This is a genomic window from Methylobacterium sp. Leaf85 (genome assembly GCF_001422125.1).
Classification (GTDB): Bacteria; Pseudomonadota; Alphaproteobacteria; order Rhizobiales; family Beijerinckiaceae; genus Methylobacterium; species Methylobacterium bullatum.
On the sequence record NZ_LMME01000030.1, the window covers coordinates 339,429 to 357,856 of the forward strand.

14 protein-coding genes and 1 pseudogene are annotated in these 18,428 nt (G+C 65.1%); 5 read left to right on the forward strand and 10 right to left on the reverse strand.

Going from position 1 to position 18,428, the window contains the following annotated elements; translation table 11 throughout:
• Positions 1-53: 53 nt before the first annotated feature.
• Positions 54-1,964, forward strand: a complete 1,911-nt coding sequence (locus ASF08_RS16225) for a methanol/ethanol family PQQ-dependent dehydrogenase (RefSeq protein ID WP_056147121.1) — start codon at positions 54-56, stop codon at positions 1,962-1,964.
• Positions 1,965-2,356: 392 nt separating this feature from the next.
• Here the strand turns inward: ASF08_RS16225 and ASF08_RS24235 are convergent.
• The 8 genes and pseudogenes from ASF08_RS24235 to ASF08_RS16265 all read right to left on the reverse strand — a co-directional run.
• Positions 2,357-2,751: pseudogene (locus ASF08_RS24235) on the reverse strand (IS630 family transposase); the annotation flags it as partial.
• A gap of 180 nt (positions 2,752-2,931) precedes the next feature.
• Positions 2,932-4,338 (reverse strand): amidase, encoded by a 1,407-nt coding sequence (locus ASF08_RS16235; RefSeq protein ID WP_056147125.1) that lies wholly within the window; start codon positions 4,336-4,338, stop codon positions 2,932-2,934.
• 116 nt (positions 4,339-4,454) lie between these two features.
• A complete protein-coding gene (locus ASF08_RS16240) occupies positions 4,455-5,138 on the reverse strand; it encodes a type 1 glutamine amidotransferase domain-containing protein (RefSeq protein WP_056147127.1) in 684 nt (227 codons plus the stop codon).
• 102 nt (positions 5,139-5,240) lie between these two features.
• Complete coding sequence (locus ASF08_RS16245) at positions 5,241-5,471, reverse strand: hypothetical protein (RefSeq protein WP_056147129.1); 231 nt, start codon at positions 5,469-5,471, stop codon at positions 5,241-5,243.
• A gap of 132 nt (positions 5,472-5,603) precedes the next feature.
• Positions 5,604-6,206 (reverse strand): TetR/AcrR family transcriptional regulator, encoded by a 603-nt coding sequence (locus ASF08_RS16250; RefSeq protein ID WP_056147130.1) that lies wholly within the window; start codon positions 6,204-6,206, stop codon positions 5,604-5,606.
• A gap of 206 nt (positions 6,207-6,412) precedes the next feature.
• Positions 6,413-6,979: a YceI family protein gene (locus tag ASF08_RS16255; RefSeq protein WP_056147133.1), complete on the reverse strand. Its 567-nt coding sequence runs from the start codon at positions 6,977-6,979 to the stop codon at positions 6,413-6,415.
• Positions 6,976-7,584, reverse strand: coding sequence for a cytochrome b (locus ASF08_RS16260; protein ID WP_056147135.1), 609 nt, complete (start codon positions 7,582-7,584; stop codon positions 6,976-6,978). Before ASF08_RS16260 ends, ASF08_RS16255 begins: the two co-directional genes overlap by 4 nt.
• 21 nt (positions 7,585-7,605) lie before the next feature.
• Positions 7,606-8,217, reverse strand: a complete 612-nt coding sequence (locus tag ASF08_RS16265; protein ID WP_056147138.1) for a YceI family protein — start codon at positions 8,215-8,217, stop codon at positions 7,606-7,608.
• A gap of 83 nt (positions 8,218-8,300) precedes the next feature.
• On the opposite strand from ASF08_RS16265, the gene ASF08_RS16270 reads away from it, so the two are divergent.
• The 4 genes from ASF08_RS16270 (at position 8,301) to ASF08_RS16285 (ending at position 14,289) form a co-directional block, all read left to right on the forward strand.
• A complete protein-coding gene (locus tag ASF08_RS16270; protein ID WP_244474558.1) occupies positions 8,301-9,275 on the forward strand; it encodes a LysR family transcriptional regulator in 975 nt (324 codons plus the stop codon).
• A gap of 596 nt (positions 9,276-9,871) precedes the next feature.
• A complete protein-coding gene (locus ASF08_RS16275) occupies positions 9,872-10,417 on the forward strand; it encodes an RNA polymerase sigma factor (RefSeq protein ID WP_056147142.1) in 546 nt (181 codons plus the stop codon).
• 207 nt (positions 10,418-10,624) lie between these two features.
• Positions 10,625-11,635, forward strand: coding sequence for a FecR family protein (locus tag ASF08_RS16280; protein WP_056147143.1), 1,011 nt, complete (start codon positions 10,625-10,627; stop codon positions 11,633-11,635).
• A gap of 83 nt (positions 11,636-11,718) precedes the next feature.
• Positions 11,719-14,289, forward strand: a complete 2,571-nt coding sequence (locus ASF08_RS16285; RefSeq protein WP_244474560.1) for a TonB-dependent siderophore receptor — start codon at positions 11,719-11,721, stop codon at positions 14,287-14,289.
• A 1,094-nt stretch (positions 14,290-15,383) separates the two neighbouring features.
• Here ASF08_RS16285 and ASF08_RS16290 read toward each other — a convergent pair.
• On the reverse strand, positions 15,384-17,666 hold the full coding sequence (locus ASF08_RS16290; RefSeq protein ID WP_056147146.1) for a cadherin-like domain-containing protein: 2,283 nt from the start codon (positions 17,664-17,666) through the stop codon (positions 15,384-15,386).
• On the reverse strand, positions 17,663-18,428 hold a 766-nt coding region (locus tag ASF08_RS16295; RefSeq protein WP_156629623.1), incomplete at its 5' end, for a cadherin-like domain-containing protein. The genes ASF08_RS16290 and ASF08_RS16295, both read right to left, overlap by 4 nt.

Consider the following 18,428-nt stretch of genomic DNA (forward strand, 5'->3'; position numbering starts at 1 on the left):
TCGAGCCGGCGAGTAGCGCCGCTCGAAGCCCTTGATCATTGTAGAGAGAATCGATGAAGTCGGTTTGGTTGCATGGCTCCGTTCTGAGCGCCCTGGCTCTGTCCGGCGCGTCGCTGGCCGTGGCCAACGAAGACGTCCTGAAGCGCACAGCCGATCCGGCCGAGCAGGTTCTGCAGACGGTCGACTATGCCAACACGCGCTATTCGAAGCTCGACCAGATCAACGCCGGCAACGTGAAGCAACTGCAGGTGGCCTGGACGTTCTCGACGGGCGTCCTGCGCGGCCACGAGGGCTCGCCGCTCGTCGTCGGCAACATGATGTACGTCCACACCCCCTTCCCGAACGTGGTCTACGCCCTGGACCTCGACAAGGATGGCGTCATCGTCTGGAAGTACGAGCCCAAGCAGGATCCGGCGGTCATCCCGGTGATGTGCTGTGACACGGTCAACCGTGGCCTGGCCTATGCCGACGGCGCCATCATCCTGCACCAGGCCGACACCACCGTCGTCTCGCTCGACGCCAAGTCCGGCAAGGTGAACTGGTCCGCCCGTGGCCTGGCCTATGCCGACGGCGCCATCATCCTGCACCAGGCCGACACCACCGTCGTCTCGCTCGACGCCAAGTCCGGCAAGGTGAACTGGTCCGTGGTCAACGGCGACCCCAGGAAGGGCGAGACCAACACCGCGACAGTTCTGCCAGTCAAGGACAAGATCATCGTCGGCATCGCGGGCGGCGAGTACGGTGTGCGCTGCCACATCACCGCCTACGATTCCAGGACGGGCAAGAAGGTATGGCGCGGCTATTCTATGGGGCCGGACAGCGATCTCATCGTCGATCCTGAGAAGACCACGTCGCTCGGCAAACCCATCGGCAAGGATTCCTCGCTGAAGACCTGGGAAGGCGATCAGTGGAAGACGGGCGGCGGTTGCACCTGGGGCTGGTTCTCCTACGATCCCAAGCTCGACCTGATGTATTACGGGTCCGGCAACCCCTCGACCTGGAACCCCGTCCAGCGTCCGGGCGACAACAAGTGGTCCATGACCATCTGGGCACGCAACCCCGACACCGGCATGGCCAAGTGGGTCTACCAGATGACCCCGCACGACGAGTGGGACTACGACGGCATCAACGAGATGATCCTCACGGATCAGACCATCGGCGGCAAAGAGCGGCCGCTCCTCACCCACTTCGATCGCAACGGCTTCGCCTACACGATGGACCGAAGCACGGGTGAATTGCTGGTGGCGGAAAAATTCGATCCGGTGGTGAACTGGGCCTCCAAGGTCGACATGGATAAGGGCTCCAAGACCTACGGCCGGCCGCTGGTCGTCGATCGGTATTCGACGGAGCAGAACGGCGAGGACACAAACTCCAAGGGCATCTGCCCCGCTTCGTTGGGCACCAAGGACCAGCAGCCTACTGCGTTCTCGCCGAAGACCAGCCTGTTCTACGTGCCCACCAACCACGTCTGCATGGACTACGAGCCGTTCCGGGTCTCCTACACGGCGGGCCAGCCCTATGTCGGCGCGACGCTGGCCATGTACCCGGCTCCCAACGGTCACGGCGGCATGGGCAACTTCATCGCCTGGGACAACATCAAGGGGAAGATCGTCTGGTCCAACCCCGAGCAATTCTCGGTGTGGTCGGGCGCTCTCGCCACTGCCGGTGACGTGGTGTTCTACGGCACGCTCGAAGGCTACCTGAAGGCTGTCGACTCGAAGACCGGTAAGGAGCTCTACAAGTTCAAGACCCCGTCGGGCATCGTCGGCAACGTGATGACCTACCAGCACAAGGGCAAGCAATTCATCGGCATCCTGTCGGGTGTCGGTGGCTGGGCCGGCATCGGCCTCGCGGCCGGTCTGACCGACCCGAATGCCGGTCTCGGCGCGGTGGGTGGCTACACCGCCCTGTCCCAGTATACCAATCTCGGTGGTCAGCTGACCGTGTTCGCGCTGCCGAACTGAGTGTCTCACACCAAGCTCCCGCCGACCGGAGCGGCTGGCGGGCGTTTCACGAGGCGCTGCGAGATCCATTCCCCAAGGAATGGTGTCCTTGATATCGGCATGACTAGGCCGGTATCTCCAAGTCCAGGGTTTCGTCTCAACACCGGATCCCACTGGGTCTCGAAAGAGATCTTTGAAACGCGAGGGGATATTTGCGACGGACTCGTCCGGAATCGTCCTCTGTCTTGCAAAAAACCTCCGCCCCTCCACCGCCAGACAGACCGGACCGGCGAGCTCCTCGACGGAGCTCGCCGTTTCTTTTTACGACATACCGGTTGAAGCGAAACCCAAATGAGGGTTCTTTCCGGGTTGATGGCCAGCAGATCTGCCAAACCAGGGATGTTCACCTAGTAGTAGGCGTGGATCGTAGCTTCAAGATCATTTGTTTGTTCGAAGACGCCGCGTTGCAGACGCTGTGGGGTCAGGAGGGCGAACCAGCCCTCGACGAGGTTGAGCCACCAAGCGGATGTCGGCGTGTGCAGCGGCTGATCAAAGTCCCGGCTTGGATGTCGAGGGCGGCGAACAGGTCGGTCGTGCCCTGGCGGCGATAGTCATGGGTTCGACGCTCCGGCTGGCCAGGTCGCATCGGCAGTACGGGCGCGGTGCCGGTCAGTTCCTGGATCTGCGACTTCTCGTCGACGCACAGAACCACGGCCCGATGCGGCGAAGCCATATAGAGGCCGACGACGTCCCGGACCTTGTCGACGAAGGCGGGATCGGTCGAGAGCTTGAAGGTCTCGGTCCTGTGCTTTGTATCTGGCCCAAATACCGGGCGGGGGTAATCTCCTTCCTGTCCGGTCTCGGATAGCAAATCACAGGAAGCAGACGTTCGCTCGGGAAGCGGGGTTTGGCCGCGACCCACATTTGCGCCATTCGACTCCGGTCATGGCCGGGGACCCCGAAGCGCTCACTGGCAGGCTCCCGCCTGTCAGATGCTTGGGTGCCGGCCGCGGACTGTGCTGACGCCCTCCAGTACCGCGGCGGCATGCAGAATCGTTGTCTCTGCCTGCCAGCGCCCCACCAACTGCACGTTGATGGGCATACCCTCCCGGCTGGTCCCGAAGCGCATAGACAGGCCCGGCAGGCCGGTCACGTTGAGGGGCACGGTCGCGCCTTGCAGGTAGGTCAGGTCGACGGTCTCGCCGTTGACGACGAGTTCGGTGATGCCGTGTTTGTGCGCCGGCACCGGCAGCACCGGGGTGAGAAGGACGTCGTAATCTCGGAAGTAGGTCGCATAGCCGTCCCGGAGACGCTCCGCTGCCTGTTCGGCCGCGATGTAGTCCTCCATCGAGGTGTCGGGCAGCGACAGCATGGTCTTGGCCATCGTGTACATCTGGTCCTCGTGCCCGGCGGTCGCCTCCCGGAAAGCCGGCTTCATCTCCATGACGTGGAGCTTGTTGAACACGTCGAGGGCGAAATCCCGCTCCAGCGCCGGGATATGGACCTCCTCTACGTGGTGACCCTCGTTCTTGAGCGCCTCGGCCGCCGCCTTGACGGTCGCCGCCACCTCCGTGTCGATGGGACCGAAGCCCGGCCCGACCATCCAGCCAACCTTGAGCTTGCGATCCGGCACGGTACCAACGCCGGCATCAAACGGAACGGCGCTGGTCGCGAAGGCGTCCAGTCCGTCGGGGCCTGCCAGCTGCGAGAAGGCGAGCGCGAGATCACGAATGCTGCGCGCCATCGGGCCGACGTGCCAGAAGCGGCGGGGCGCCCGCGGCCAGATGCCAGTCATCGGCACACGTCCGTGCGTCGCCTTCAGCGAGACGATGCCGGTCTGAGCGGCGGGACCCCGGATCGAGATGGCGAGATCGGTGCCGAGACCGAGGGGTGACATGCCCGCCGCGATGGCAGCGGACTCGCCGCCGCTTGAGCCACCGGGCGTGCGGTCGAGGTCCCAGGGATTGTTCGAGCGGCCGGAGAGCAGGTTGTCGCTCTCGATCCAATAGGAGAACTCGGGAAGGTTGGTCTTGGCGAGCAGGATGCCGCCGGCCTTCTTCATGCGCGCGACGCTGGTCGCGTCGGTGTCGGGGACGCGGCCCTTGAAGATGGGCGAGCCGCGCTGGGTCATCACGCCGGCCGTGTCGATGGAGTCCTTCGCGGTGAACGGCACGCCGTGCAAGGGGCCGAGTTCCCTGCCGGCCATGATCGCCGCCTCGGCCTCCTTCGCGGCGGAAAGCGCCCCCTCTGCGATGGTGACGATGGCGTTGACCTTGGGGTCAACCGCCGCGATGCGGTCGAGATGTGCCTGCACGACCTCGACTGGCGAGACCTGGCGCGTGCGGATCAATTCGGCGAGACGGGTCGCGTCCGAGAAGACGATGTCGGCTGACATGGGCTGGGGTCCTTCGAGGGCGCAGATGCAGGCGGATCGCCCTGGCCTGGCCGGGCGACGATCATGGGTGGGGCGGGATCGGTCGGGCGCGGGCGCCGGCGAGGGCGCCCGCCTCCTCAGCTCCGCGCGAGGTGGGCAAAGAGACGCTCGGCGGCCGGGCCGGACGAGGCCGGGTTCTGGCCGGTGATGAGCAGGCCGTCGGTCACGACGAAGGGTCCCCAGTCGGCTCCCTTGGTGTAGAGGCCCCCGTTCCGCTTGAGCTCGTCCTCGACCAGGAACGGCACCACCTGGGTGAGGCCGACGGCCTCCTCCTCGGTGTTCGTGAAGCCGGTGACCTTCCGGCCTTCGACGAGGGGCTTCCCGCCGGCTGCCTTGACATGGCGCAGGACGCCGGGGGCGTGACAGACCAGGGCTACGGGCTTGCCGGCTCCGAGCGTCGTCTCGATGAGCCTGATCGAGGCCGGATCCTCTGCGAGGTCCCAGAGGGGCCCGTGACCGCCGGGATAGAAGACCGCGTCGAAGCCCTCGTGGCCGACGGCATCGAGCCTACCCGTCTCGGCGAGCACCGCCATGGCCGCCGCGTCGGCTTCGAAGCGGCGTGTCGTGTCGGTCTGGAAGCTCGCCTCGGCGCTCTTCGGATCGAGGGGTGGGCGGCCGCCCTCGGGCGACACCAGGACCACCTCCGCCCCGGCATCCTTGAACACGTAGTAGGGGGCCGCGAGTTCCTCCAGCCAGAAGCCGGTCTTGCGGCCGGTGTCGCCGAGGCGGTCGTGCGAGGTCAGCACCATGAGGATCTTCATTGTCGTTCTCCGTGTCTTTCGCTTGGGTGCGAGAAAAGTCTTGTGTGTCGGGCCGTCCGCCGGTTCTGCGAACGGCACCGGCCCGGGGATGGTGGGCCGGAGCTACCGTGTCGTCGCGGTGCGTTCCGCGACGGGTTCGCGCGCCGGGGCCGCCCGCGCGGGGCGGAGCTCGGGGTTCGCCGCGCGGACCTCCTCGAACCGGGCCATGCGGACCGCGCCAATGGTCTCCAGCGTTATCCGCTCCTGCGCCGCAGCTTCCCGCAGAGTCAGGACTGCCATCAGTCCGGCGGTGGCGAAGGTCGAGGCGGTAAGTGTTGTCGTGCGGTGCGGCATCGGTTTTCTCCCTCTGAGTGGTCGGTTCACCCGCCGGGCCGGGGACGATGGCTCGTCCACATGAAAGTAGACCAGTCGTCTTGAATTCAGACGCATAGAAGACGGCGCTCCGTGCCGTCGGAACGGCATGGATCAGGGTGACGCGAGGCCGAGGATGCGCCGGGTCGTTCCCATGGCCGCCTCGAACGGTGCGTCGGTCCGGACGATCTTGGCCATCAGGCTCGCACCGAGCCAGACGTGGTACAGGTCTTCTGCGGTCGTCGACGGCTCGCTCTCGATCCTGAGCGAACCCTCTGCCACGCCTGCCGCGATGGACCGCGAGAGCCTTTCGATAATCGCGGCGGTGCCGCCCTTGAGGGCGATGCGCATCGCCTCGGACAGGTCCGAGACTTCCGCCGCGAGTTTCACCGCGAGACATTTGCGCTGGTAGTCGACGCTCCCCTGCGTGGCCTGCCATTTTCGCCAGTAGTTCATCAAGCGTTCGGCATGACTCAGCCCCGGCTCTGCAAGCGTCGCGTCGAGGCCGGCGAGATAGGTTTCGAAGTAGTCCGCCAGGAGAGCCTCCCCAAAAGCCTCCTTGGAGCCGAAGTAGTGGTAGAATGACCCCTTGGGGACACCCGCCGAGGTCAGGATCTCGTTGAGTCCGACCCCGGAGAACCCTTTCGCGCCCACGAGGCCGTAGGCGGTATCGAGGATGCCCTGTCGTGTGTCGGTGTGTGCAGTGACGCGTGCCATAGCCCTCAATTAATTGAAATTAGACCGGTCGTCTAGAAGGCGCGCTACATTTTTTGCTGGAAGGACTTTTTGTGGTGCGTGCCGTCGGGCCAGCGAAACGATCCCGCCGCGATTCTCTTGGGCGGGGCAGGATCCCATAGTGGGGAACTACACCGCAGCTACGAGCAGGAAGCGCAAGGACACTGTCCTTCCTCGCCGCCCCGGGATCAGGTCCCGGGCTTGGACATAGCGACGAGGTCCACGTCGACCCCGACCTCGAGCGCCACCCACTGCCCGGAAGCCCAGGCACCCTGTCCGACGCCGAACTCCGTGCGGACGAGGCCGACATGTCCGGTTGCGCGGGCCTGGCCCTCGCCAAGCGAGAAGTGGAACGGGAGCGTGAGCGGTCGGCTCGTGCCCCTGATCGTCAGGGTGCCCACCGCCTCGTAGTCGCCATGGCCCTTGTCGATGAACCGCGTAGCCTCGAAGCGGGCCTGGCTGGCCGACTTCACGTCGAACCAGTCCTTCTGCGGCAGCGCCTCGTCGCGCTGGACGTCCCCGGTGCGGGCGCTCGCCATGTCGATTAGCACCGTGGCATGCCCGGCCTCCGGCTTGGCGGGGTCGAAATCCACCTTCGCCTCGAAGCGCTCGAAGCGCCCGGAGAACGGGGCGCCGACCTGCACGCCCGAGAACCGGATCGCGCTCTTGGCCGGATCGACCGCCCATTCCGCAGCTGCGACCGGCGAGGCGACCGCTTGCAGGGCGATCAGGAGGCATAAGGCTCGCGGGTTCATCGGATCGCTTCCATGGGTTCGGACGATGTCGCGGGTCCGCGTCCGGGCAGCATGCGGCGCAGGACGTCGTCGCGGAGGATGAGGTGGTGGCGCAGGGCGGCCGCCATGTGCAGCACGAGGAGCGCGGTCAGGAACCACGCCCCGTAGGCGTGGACGAGCTTGAGGACTCTCTCGGCCGCGGCCGCATCCGGAAGGAGCGGAGCCAGGGGCAGGTGGGGCCACGGCACGAGGCCGTACAGCACCGTGGGGATGTTGAAGGGCGACAGCGAGACGACCGCCCACCCGGTGAGGGGCAGGCCAATGAGCAGAAGGTAGAACAGGCCGTGCGTCGCGCCGGCCGCCCGACGCTCATGGGCCGGCATCCCGGCCGGATGCGGGGGCGGCCGATGCACGACGCGCCAGGCGAGGCGCAGGGCCGTCAGGACCAGGACGGTGATCCCGACCGACTTGTGCCACTGGTAGAGCTGGAACTGGCGCATCGGCGCCAGCCCTGCATGTGTCATGATCAGGCCCATGCCGATGAGGGCGAGCACGCAGAGCGCGCTCGTCCAGTGCAGAAGGATGGCCACGACGGTGTAGCGCCGCGCGGACAGGCCGGACACCATGGCCGCTCTCCTCGCTTGGTGTCAGTCCTGACGCTCGAAGGCGCCCGCGATGGTGAGGTGCAGGTCGTCGCCGATCAGCGGGACGTAGGTCTTCACGCCGAACTCAGAACGCTTGAGCGTCCCGGTCGCCTCGAAGCCGACCGTGACCTTCTTGTTGAGTGGGTTCACGCCCGCACCGACCAGGGTCACGTCCAGCGTCACCGGCTTGGTCACGCCATGCAGGGTGAGGTTGCCCGCGACCTTGGCCTTGTCCTTCCCCTCGGGCGTCACCTTGGTCGAGACGAAGGTCATCTCGGGGAACTTGCCCGCGTCGAGCCACTGGTCGCCCTTGAGTTCGCCGGTGAGCTTGTCGCTGGTCGTGGTCACCGAGGCGACGGGAATCTTGATCGAGAGTTTCGAGGAGGCCGGGGTCTTCGGCTGCAGGTCGAGGGTGCCGGAGACGTCCGAGAAGCCGCCGGCATAGTTCGAGAAGCCCATGTGGGATACGCGCCAGCCGACCTGGGTATGGCCGGGATCGACGGCGTAGGTGCCGGCCTGGATCTGGGCAGGGTCGCGGGTCGGCGGCGTCTGGGCCGACGCACCACCGCCGAGGACGGTGGCAAGGGCGAGACTTGAAGCGAGAAGGAGTTTCATGGTCGTCTCCGAGACGGAATCGAACTGCTGTGAACGGGAGGTCGGGAAGGAACCGCAACCTGACGACGATCCGAATAGTCTCGTTGGCAGGCCGCGTAGAGCCTGCTATCTCGCACCACATGGTTGCAAGAACGGAAACCTTTGGCGGCAATCTCGACGACCTGCGGGCGTTCTGCGCCGTCGTCGATCTCGGCACCGTCACGGCGGCGGCAGAGAGCCTGCGCGAGACCAAGGGCAGCGTCAGCCGAAGACTCTCACGGCTCGAGGCCGCCCTGGGTGCTACTTTGATGGCGCGCCATCCTCGGGCGGTATCGCCGACGGCGGAAGGCCTCGCCTTCCACGCCAAGGTCCAGGAATGCCTGGCTCTCCTCGATGAAGCGGCGGAGACGGCCCGCGACGCACGGACGGTGCCGGCAGGACACCTGCGGATCACCACCTCCGTCGACTTTGGCATCGAGGTGATGCCCGACATCGTCGCCAGCTTCAGAGAGGCCTACCCGCAGGTCACGGTCGAGATGCTGAACACCGATACGCGCCTCGACCTGGCGGCCAATCGGATCGACCTCGCCCTGCGACTGGGGGACGTGGAGGAGACGGGCTACCGGTCCACCCGGATCCTGGACGTCTGGATGGCGTTATATGCGACGCCCGCCTACCTCGCCTCGAAGCCGGCTCCCACAGCGCCGGCAGCCTTGGCAGAACACGACGTGATCCTTGCGCGCGAACGGCCCGGCGTGATGGGCATCCTTCTCAACGACGGCAGAGGGCGCACGGAACAGGTCGGCATCCGTCCCGCAATCCGGGCAAGCGACTTCGCGACGACACTCAGACTGACCCTGGCCGGGGCGGGCATCGGGCACCTCCCGAGCTTGATCGCTGCCCGTGGCTTCGAGGCGGGCCTGCTCGTTCGGGTTCTCGAGCCCTGGGCCACCACGGGCGGGGCATTGAGGGCTGTCAGCCTGGCGGGACGGGAGTTGCCGGCACGCGTACGCCTGTTCCGCGAGCATGTGCGCACCGAGATCTCGAAGCGGTTTTCCGTAAATTCCATGCAGCGATAGAGGATTAGGGCGGCGAGTTTCCTACGAGAGACTCTCGGCGCTCCCGAGTGTGAACGAGCCTCCGACTCCTCTTTGGGGAAGGGCAGGGACAGAGGATCTGCCTCAAACATTCAAGGTAGAAGGTAAGATGATGCGGCGATGAATGACGTCGGCTAGCGACGAGCCGTTACTAAATTTTATCGGCAGCATCTTCCTAAATCTAAAGCTTACGAATAAGTAATTCCTTGCTTTGCGGCGATACAGATTGCCTCGATGGGATTTGGTACAGAAATTCGGCCGCCCCCCCGATTGCCGAATGAAAAGTTCATAGGTATTCTACGACCTACAACAGTTTTTAAAATATGATACACAGTTAAAATTTCATAAATTAGTCTACAATACATATAAATATACTCCCAAATGAGACCTTTCAGTAAATAATCCAAGACATAGCCGCGCACACCCCGTCCGAAATTGAATTGATTATTTCATTGTACTAATTCTAATATTGATAGCATCACGACTCTGCGTGAATTGCCTCTTGTGTGTGTAACGGATTTTTGCAATCCGATCCTTTACGCGCATCTGTTCCAGGATGCTTTAACTCGGCACTCGAAATGCTCCGCGTTTCCCGAACGCAGTCCGAACAGGAGTCCCGGCTCAGCATACTTTATCGCACCCATCGCGAGGCACTTTTGCGGTTTCTCGGTCGGAAAGTGGGTGTTCACGAAGCCTCCGATCTCGCGCACGAGACGTTTCTTCGGGTGGCCCATGTCGCCCTGGACGATCCCCCTCTGCAGAACGAACGCGCATTCCTATTCAAGGTCGCGGCGAACTTGGCGATCGATCATCGGCGAGCCGAGGCACGTCGGGCATGCCTGCTCAGCGCGGATGACATTGCCGCCCATCTTTCGGTGCCGGATGACGCACCGGGACCTGACCGGGATGCCAAGGCACGAGCCGATCTCCGCTGTCTGACGCAGGCGCTGTCCGAGTTGCCGCCTCGCCGGGCGACTGCATTCCGTCTCAGCCGGATCGAGGGCATGAGCCATGCGGCCATAGCCACGCATCTCGGTGTTTCGCTCCGCACCGTCGAATCGGAGGTTCGGATGGCACTGGACCATTGCGCCGAGCGCTTACGGATCGATCACCATGGACGCTGATTGCGGGGCGGCACGGGCGGAGGCGTCTACCATCGTAACGGCCCGCAACCGAGGGGCTGTGTTGCAGAGTCATACCAATGACCAGCGAAGGCTCCGAGGATCCGGTCGGATCGGCTGTCCACGCCGTCGCTGCGGGAAAGTGGCCCTTGCACGCCGCAGTCTCGGAATGCTCTTGCGGCGTGCCCACGAGGAGAAGGCGCGAAAGCTATGACCGCCGGGGATCACGATCGTGAAGATGGGTCCGGCGACCTAGCGGCCGTCGAAAGGGAGGCTCGTGCCTGGATCGTCAGATTGACGTCCGGGACAGCAACGCACGCCGATGCCGAGGCCCTCACCGCATGGCGCGCGCGGCCCGAGCACGATGCCGCCTTCCTTGCCGCGTCGAAGCTGTGGCGCCAGGCCGGCATCGCGCTCCCGAAGCAGGTCGCCCCCACCCTTATCCGGGTGGCACCGCGTGGCATCTCCCGCCGCCGGATTCTCCGGGGTGCGGGTCTGGGCATCGCCTCGGCCTCCATCGCCGCGAGCGGGGCTGCCTTCCTTGTGAACTGGCCCGACCTGAGCGCGGATTTCCGAACAGGCACCGGAGAGGTGCGGACGGTCGATCTGCCGGGAGGGGTGCGGATCGAGCTCGATGCCGAAACCGCCCTCGATGCCCGAACAGCCGAAGCCGGCACTCTCGTCCTGCATGCGGGGGCCGTCGCCGTCACGGTCCCCGCCGATGCGCGTCCGATCTTCCTGACGGTCGGTCCGGCGCATGTGGCCACGCGTCCCGGGATGGCGACGGAGTTCGTCGTTCGCTGCCGTCCGGCCAAGGGGCTCACCGGTTGGACCGGCGGGACGGACGCCGAGCTTTCCTGCCTCTCGGGCTCCGTCGAAGTGATCGCGGAACCGGGCGCGCCGCCGACGGTGCTGGCCGCCGGCCAGGGGGTCGACACGACGCGCGGGGCAGGGGGCGGCGTTCATTCCATCGACACGGCGACGACAGCGGCGTGGCGGCGCGGCCTTCTCGTCTTCCGCGATACGCCGTTGTCCCAGGTGGTCGACGATCTCAACCGCTATCGCCCCGGTCGGATCGTGCTGGGCAGTTCGGCGGCTTCAATCCGGCGGGTGACGGGCATCTTCCACCTGTCCCGTCCGGAAGAGGCACTCACGAACATCCGCACCGCCCTCGCACTCTCCGAATTCAGACTCAGCGACCGGCTCGTCATCCTGCGCTGACCCGTCACGGACTTTTCTTGCGGGGTGACGGGCTCCGCAGCGTCTCAAGAGTCAGACGGGCGATCACGACCCGTCGCGCAGCGGTGGCAAGCCGCCTTGAGACGATGGGGCTGATGACGGTGCGGCGTAGCAGACAAGACCGGGGACGGGACCAGTACCGGATGGCCATTGGATTGAGCGGTCTCGCGACATTGGTCGCCGCCCTGCCGGCTCCGGCTTCGGCAGCGATCGAGCATGCCGGCACGGCTGCAGCGATGGGTCGACCACACCTCGTCCAGGCATCGGCGCTCATGCCGGCCCAGGACACGGAGATCGACTTCGCCCTTCCTGCCATGCCCCTCGACGAAGCCCTCGCGGCCTATGGCACGGCCAGCGGCGTCCAGCTGATCTATGACAGTAGCGCCACCCGACATCTGCGCTCGGTCGCAGTCGTCGGACGCTACGACCGTGCGGAAGGGTTGCGGCGGCTCCTGGCCGGCACGGGACTGACGCCCCAGTTCACCGCCGAGCGCTCCGCCACCCTCCTGCGCGTGGTGGCACAGGCCGATGTCGTCGCCCCGGATCAGGCCGGGGCCGTTGCCCTCGACGTGCTGGAGGTGACGGGTGAGAACGCCATAGGTCCCGTCCACGGCTATGTCGCCCGCCGCAGCGCCACCGCGACCAAGACCGGAACGCCGATCCTGGAGACCCCACAGGCCATCAACGTGGTCGGGCGCAAGGAGATCGAGGACCGTCAGGCCCAGAGCGTCAGTCAGGCCCTGCTCTACACGCCCGGCGTGATGAACCAGTACGGCACGGATGTGCGCTATGATTGGCTCTACGTCCGAGGCTTCGTGCCGGGCCGCTACCTCGATGGATTGCGGCTACCCTTCGGTGCTCGAGGCTACTCGCAACCGCGTGTCGAATCCTATGGTCTCGAGCGTGTCGAATTGCTGAAGGGGCCGTCATCGGGACTGTATGGTCAGAATTCCCCAGGGGGCCTGCTCAACCTCGTGAGCAAGCGCCCGACGGCGACGCCGCTGCGTGAAATCCAACTCCAGACCGGCAGTTTCGGGCGTGCGCAGGCCGCTTTCGACCTGTCCGGGCCGATCGATCCGGATGGCAAGATCCTCTATCGACTGACCGGTCTGGCCCGCACCACGGGGACGCAACTCGACTATCTCGAGGAAGACCGCGTCTTCATCGCGCCGAGCCTCACCCTGCGGCCGGATACCGATACGTCCCTGACGATCCTGTCGCAGTATCTCAACATCGACTCGCCCGGCGGGGGAGCGCCGCAGGGCCTGCCCGCCCTGGGCACGCTCTACGCGAACCCTAAGGGGCGCATCCCCACGAACCGTTTCATCGGAGAGCCGAATTACGACCGGTTCAAGCTGCAGCAGGGCTTCATCGGATACGCGTTCGAGCATCGCTTCAACGACGTCTGGACCGTCCGGCAGAACCTGCGTTACTCGCATGTCGACGCCAATACCCAGCGTGTGCAGGCAATCGGCCTCGGCGCCGATAACAGCACGCTCTCCCGCTACGCCTGGGCCTTCCCGGAGCGGTCGGACCTGTTCAACATCGACAACCAGGCCGAAGCCCGCTTCTCCACCGGCCCCTTCGCGCATACGCTTCTCCTCGGTGCGGATTATCTGCGCGAAGACGCCCGGTACGACGAGTCCCAGCTACGGTCCGTGCCCTCCCTCGACGTGTTCGCCCCGGTCTATGCCGGCACGGTCACGCGTCCCCCGCTCGGCACGCGGATCACCCAGGGACGAAACCAGACCGGACTCTACGCGCAGGACGAGATCCGCTTCGGCGGCTTCCGCCTGACCGTCAGCGGGCGTCAGGACTGGGCCGACGCGGTGACCCGCACGACGAATGCCGCGAACGGTGTGCTTTCCCAGGTAAAACAGGATGACGCCGCTTTCACGGGCCGCGTCGGGCTGAGCTATCTGCTGGATGGCGGCTTGGCCCCTTACATCAGCTACGCCACCTCGTTCCAGCCCACGGCCGGCACGGACCGAGCCCTCCAGCCCTTCGCACCGACGGAGGGTGAGCAGATCGAAGGCGGCATCAAGTTTCAGCCCCCCGGCACGAACCTCCTCATGACGGGAACGGTGTTCGATCTGACGCAGAAAAACGTTCTGACACCGGACTCGGTGGATTTCCGGTTCAATACGCAGACCGGCGAGGCTCGCGTCCGCGGCGTGGAACTGGAGGTCAAGGCCAGCCTGACCGAAAGCCTCGACCTGATCGCCTCCTACGCCGCCATGAACAGCGAGATCACCAAGGCCAATGCAAACGCGGCCGGGGCAAGCATCATCGGGAACGAACTTCCCTTCGTGCCCCAACACCAGGCGTCGGCCTGGCTCGACTACACGGTCCGAACGGGCGATTGGGCCGGGCTCGGTCTCGGGGCGGGCGTGCGCTACATCGGTGCCTCGGTCGGGGACAACGCCAACCTCTACCATATCCCGGTCGTCACCTTGGTCGACGCGGCCGTTCGGTATGATTTCGGCTACCGCTACCCAGCGCTCAAAGGCGTGGATCTCGCGGTCAATGCGACGAACCTGTTCGATAAGACCTACGTATCGACCTGCATCGCCGCGACCGGCTGCTTCTACGGCAATCGTCAAACCGTGCTGGCGACGCTACGCTACCGCTGGTGAATCGCTGAAGAGAAATTAGGCCCAAGCGCATCGATACTGATACTTCGCTTGGGCCCCATTGATTGTGCTTGTTGATTGAATTTTAATATTTAGGCAAAAGCGCAAAGCTTATCTGCTTTGCGCTATCAGTTTAGCAATTCCCGGTAACCTGCGTTGCCGCGCTCGATCACATCGTCGGGTCGCCGACGCCAGTGAAGGTATGTTGCGGCAAGCGCCGACGGGTCAGGCCGGAGAAGAAGCCCTGAATTGTGTCAAGGAGGCGCTTGACCTTGCCGTGGCGATGATGCTGCGTGCCGCGGCCGAGCAAGGTGCCGTACAGAACGTTGAAGGCGGCAAACAGCGCTGCTGTTTATGCCCATCTCTTCATGAAGGAAGTCGCTGTGATCGTAACTCACTTCCTCGAATGCACGGGCTATGCAGAGCAGCGCCCTGTCTCGGCCTTCCGATGAGTTGCAGCCCCGATGATCGTCCGTCCTGTGCCCATGGAGCCAACGGCAGGCAGATCGTGGGGCATCCGGACAAGGTCGCTGGTACCACCACTTCGATCCAGCGATGATACGTATCCATGGACGTGCCGGCGATGACCGTGGGCCAGGGCTTGGCCTGAGCAAAGGGATAAGGGGTGCACGGGGATCGGGCCCACTCATCACCGATAAGAGGAGCGCGAGATCGGTGACGTTCCGCGCCATGGGACCATCCGTGGCAAGTTGCTGGATATAGCCCTCTGGACCCGGCAGCGACGGGCCCCCTGCCCATGGATGGCCGGAACCCGAAGATACCGTTCCAGCAGCCGGCAAGGTCGCCACTATCGGCCATGGGCACCATGCGCAGGGCCGTCGCGACAGCGTTATCCTGACCCAGCAAAATGGTCCGCGCTGAGCGCAGGTTTTTCGGGCATTGAACCGCCCCGGGTTTTTCGGAGGCTCCATCCTCTCAAGAGTTGGAGCCTCCGAAAAACCCGAGGCGGTTCACATACGGTCCTTAACAGTCTCAAGATGCCTGCCAGGCCGGTATGCCTTGCATGGAGCCGAAGGCTCGACAGCCCATAAAGCCCTGGCCGAACAGAATGGATCGGCCAGGGGGTGTCGCGCCGCTTACGCCACCAGGAAGTCGAGGTGGGTCAGTGTTTCCTTCGTGCCGATGACGGCAAACTGGACGGCGGTGCTGGCCGTGCCGTTGCCGTCGGCGTCGTAGGAAAGCGCGCCGGTCTTGTGGTTGTAGAGAATGCGGTCGGTCGCATCCACCACGGCACCGGCATTGCCGAGATCCTTGAACGCGGCCTCCGCAAGCTGGCCTGTGGCGAGAGCGCTGAACACTGCCCGAGCCAGTTGGATCGTGTCCTCCGGCACCGAGAAGTCGGCGAGGCGGTCGACATTGGCGGAGCCGAGGTTCGACGAGAACACGAACGTATCGCTGCCGTCCCTGCCGTTGAGCACGTCGGCACCGGCGCCACCGTTCAGCACGTTGGCGCCGTCATTGCCCACCAGCTTGTTGGCGGACGCGTTGCCGGTGAGGTCGATGGCGGCCGTGCCGGTGTCGCTCGTGGTCCTCAGCGTCTCGACCTCCTGGCCGGCCAACAGCGTATAGGTCACGCTGGTCTTGACCGTGTCGATGCCCCCGTCAGCCGCCTCGAGGACGCGATCACCGGCATCGTCGACGATGTAGGTGTCGTTACCGGCGCCGCCGTAGAGTTGGTCGGCTCCCCCGCCGCCGTTGAGGACGTTGTCGCCGTCATTACCCACGAGCTTGTTGGCGAACTCGTTGCCGGTAAGCTGGATGGCGGTCGTACCGGCGTCGCTCGTCGTCCTCAGCGTCTCGATCTCCTGGCCGGCCAACAGGGTGTAGCTCACGCTGGTCCTCACCGTGTCGGTGCCACCGTCAGCGGCCTCGACCACACGGTCGCCGGTATCGTCGACGATGTAAGTGTCGTCGCCAGCGCTGCCGTAGAGCTGGTCGGCTCCCTTGCCGCCGTTGAGGACGTTGTCGCCGTCATTGCCCACGAGCTTGTTGGCGAACTCGTTGCCGGTGAGCTGGATGGCGACCGTGCCGGCATCGCTCGTCATCCTCAGCGTCTCGATCTCCTGACCGGCTGCCAGCGTGTAGCTTACGCTCGTCATCACCGTATCGCTGCCGCCGCTTACCGCCTCGAAGACACGATCACCGGCATCGTCGACAATGTAGGTGTCGTTACCGGCCTTGCCGTAGAGCAGGTCGGCTCCCTTGCCGCCGTTGAGGACGTTGTCGCCGTCATTGCCCACCAGTTTGTTGGCGAACTCGTTGCCCGTGAGCTTGATGGCGGTCGTGCCGACGCCACTCGTGGTCCTCAGCGTCTCGATCTCCTGACCGGCTGCCAGCGTGTAGCTCACGCTCGTCATCACCGTATCGCTGCCGCCGCTTGCCGCCTCGAAGACACGATCACCGGCATTGTCGACGATGTAGGTGTCGTCGCCGTCATACCCGGAGGCCCTCGTCCCCGGGCCGGTCAGCAGGAAGATATTGTCGCCCGCATCACCCTGGTTGGAGCCAGTGACAGTCACACGCAAATGCGCGGAACCGGTGGCACCCTGACCGTCGGAGAGCGTGTAGAGGAAGTCGTCGACGACGCTTGCTCCCACCGCGACCCGGCCCTCGGTATTGGCTTCGTACGTGTAGCTGCCGTCCCCCTGCAGGGTCAGCGTGCCGTAGCGGCCGGCGATCACAGTGGTACCGTCGACGGCCGTCTTGGCCGTACCGGCGGTTACCGCCCTGATCGCGGTGATCGTCAGGATGCCGCCATCGGAGTCGATGTCGTTGCCGAGCACGCCACTCGCCACGGAACTTCGCTGAACAACCTCGATCACGTCATCGGTCACGACGGGGGCGTCGTTGACTGAGGCGAGAGTCAGCGCCCGGGTCGCTGCCGTGACGGCCGTGCCGTCGCCGACATCGTAGCTGAGCGTGACCAAACCGTTATAGTCGGCGTCCGGCGTAAGCGTGAAGGTCCCGCCCGTGATCGTCACCGTGCCATGATCGGCCCTCAGGTTCGTGACCGCGAGCGTTGCGCTGTCGATGTCGGTGAAGCCCTTCAGTAGGTCGGAGAGCCGACCCGTATAGGCAGCGTCCTCTCTGCCGGCCGCCAGGGTCGCCTGGGTACCGGTGAGTCGCGGGGCGTCGTTCACCGCCTCGAGGGTCATGCTCAGGGTGGCGGGGATGGACGTCGTGCCGTCTCCGACGTTGTAGCTGATGACGAGCGGGCCGTTATAGTCGGCGGCCGGGGTGACGGTGTAGCCGCCCGCCCCGTTGCTCACGATCGTGCCGTGATCGACGCTGAGGCCGGAGAGGACGAGGGGAGTGCCCTCCGGATCGGCGAAGCCCTGCAGCAGTTGGACCTCCGTCACCGTGAAGGCGGTGTCCTCCGTGCCGGCCAGGAGCGTCGCTTGTAGTTGGCGGTCGGGGTGACGGTGTAGCCGCCCGCCCCGTTGCTCACGATCGTGCCGGGGGTGACGGTGTAGCCGCCCGCCCCGTTGCTCACGATCGTGCCGTGATCGACGCTGAGGCCGGAGAGGACGAGGGGAGTGCCCTCCGGATCGGCGAAGCCCTGCAGCAGATCGGCCGCCGAGACCGTGAAGACGGTGTCCTCCGTACCGGCCGCCAGAGTCGCCCGGGTGCCGGTGAGGCGCGGTGCGTCGTTCACCGCCTCAAGGGTGGTGGTCAAGGTGGCGGGGGTCGAAGCCGTGCCGTCGCCGACACTGTAGCTGATCGTGATCGGGCCGTTATAGTCGGCCGTCGGGGTGACGGTGTAGCCGCCCTCCCCGTCGCTGACGATGGTGCCGTGATCGACGCTGAGGCCGGAGAGGACGAGGGTCGTGCCCTCGGGATCGGCGAAGCCCTGGAGCAGCTCGGCCGTCGTCACCTTGAAGGCGGTGTCCTCCGTACCGGCCGCCAGGGTCGCCTGGGTGCCGCTGAGAATCGGCGCGTCGTTCACCGCCGTGATCGTGACGGTGGTGGTGCCGGTGGTAGTCCCAACGCCACCCGAGCCCTGGGCGCCGGCATTGCCGTCCGAGAACGTCCAGACCAGCGTGGCGGAGGTCGGAGGCGTGTCGGAGGTGTTGGCGTAGGTGACGGCGCGTGCCACCGCGTCGGCGAGCGCCGAGGTGGCG

Bases quoted from the DNA above. Each gene is read 5' to 3' on its own strand.
- ASF08_RS16225 (WP_056147121.1), top strand. From the start codon at position 54: ATGAAGTCGGTTTGGTTGCATGGCTCCGTTCTGAGCGCCCTGGCTCTG.
- ASF08_RS16235 (WP_056147125.1), bottom strand. From the start codon at position 4,338: ATGTCAGCCGACATCGTCTTCTCGGACGCGACCCGTCTCGCCGAATTG.
- ASF08_RS16240 (WP_056147127.1), bottom strand. From the start codon at position 5,138: ATGAAGATCCTCATGGTGCTGACCTCGCACGACCGCCTCGGCGACACC.
- ASF08_RS16245 (WP_056147129.1), bottom strand. From the start codon at position 5,471: ATGCCGCACCGCACGACAACACTTACCGCCTCGACCTTCGCCACCGCC.
- ASF08_RS16250 (WP_056147130.1), bottom strand. From the start codon at position 6,206: ATGGCACGCGTCACTGCACACACCGACACACGACAGGGCATCCTCGAT.
- ASF08_RS16255 (WP_056147133.1), bottom strand. From the start codon at position 6,979: ATGAACCCGCGAGCCTTATGCCTCCTGATCGCCCTGCAAGCGGTCGCC.
- ASF08_RS16260 (WP_056147135.1), bottom strand. From the start codon at position 7,584: ATGGTGTCCGGCCTGTCCGCGCGGCGCTACACCGTCGTGGCCATCCTT.
- ASF08_RS16265 (WP_056147138.1), bottom strand. From the start codon at position 8,217: ATGAAACTCCTTCTCGCTTCAAGTCTCGCCCTTGCCACCGTCCTCGGC.
- ASF08_RS16275 (WP_056147142.1), top strand. From the start codon at position 9,872: ATGCTCCGCGTTTCCCGAACGCAGTCCGAACAGGAGTCCCGGCTCAGC.
- ASF08_RS16280 (WP_056147143.1), top strand. From the start codon at position 10,625: ATGACCGCCGGGGATCACGATCGTGAAGATGGGTCCGGCGACCTAGCG.